General features: G+C 70.1%; 1 protein-coding gene. It reads left to right on the plus strand.

What is annotated here, in order from left to right; translation table 11 throughout:
• Positions 1-241: response regulator (locus SB658_RS27050; RefSeq protein WP_410603602.1), on the plus strand; the 241-nt coding region annotated here is incomplete at both ends.

Here is a 241-nt window from a genome sequence, read left to right on the forward strand (position 1 = left end):
GTCCGCGACATCCTCGCCGACGGAGGGCTTCAGGTGTCGGAGAGGCGGCGAACGGGCGCTCAGCGGTCGTCGCCGCGAGGGAGACCCTGCCCGACGTCGTCCTGATGGACATCCGGATGCCGGAACTCGACGGCATCGCGGCCACCGCGGAGATCTGCACGGACCAGGGGAGCGGCACACGGGTGCTCATCCTCACGACGTTCGAAGAGGACCAGTACGTCGTGGCGGCGTTGCGGGCCGG

This window comes from Bacillus sp. SIMBA_008 (assembly GCF_046535495.1).
Taxonomy (GTDB): domain Bacteria; phylum Bacillota; class Bacilli; order Bacillales; family Bacillaceae; genus Bacillus; species Bacillus subtilis.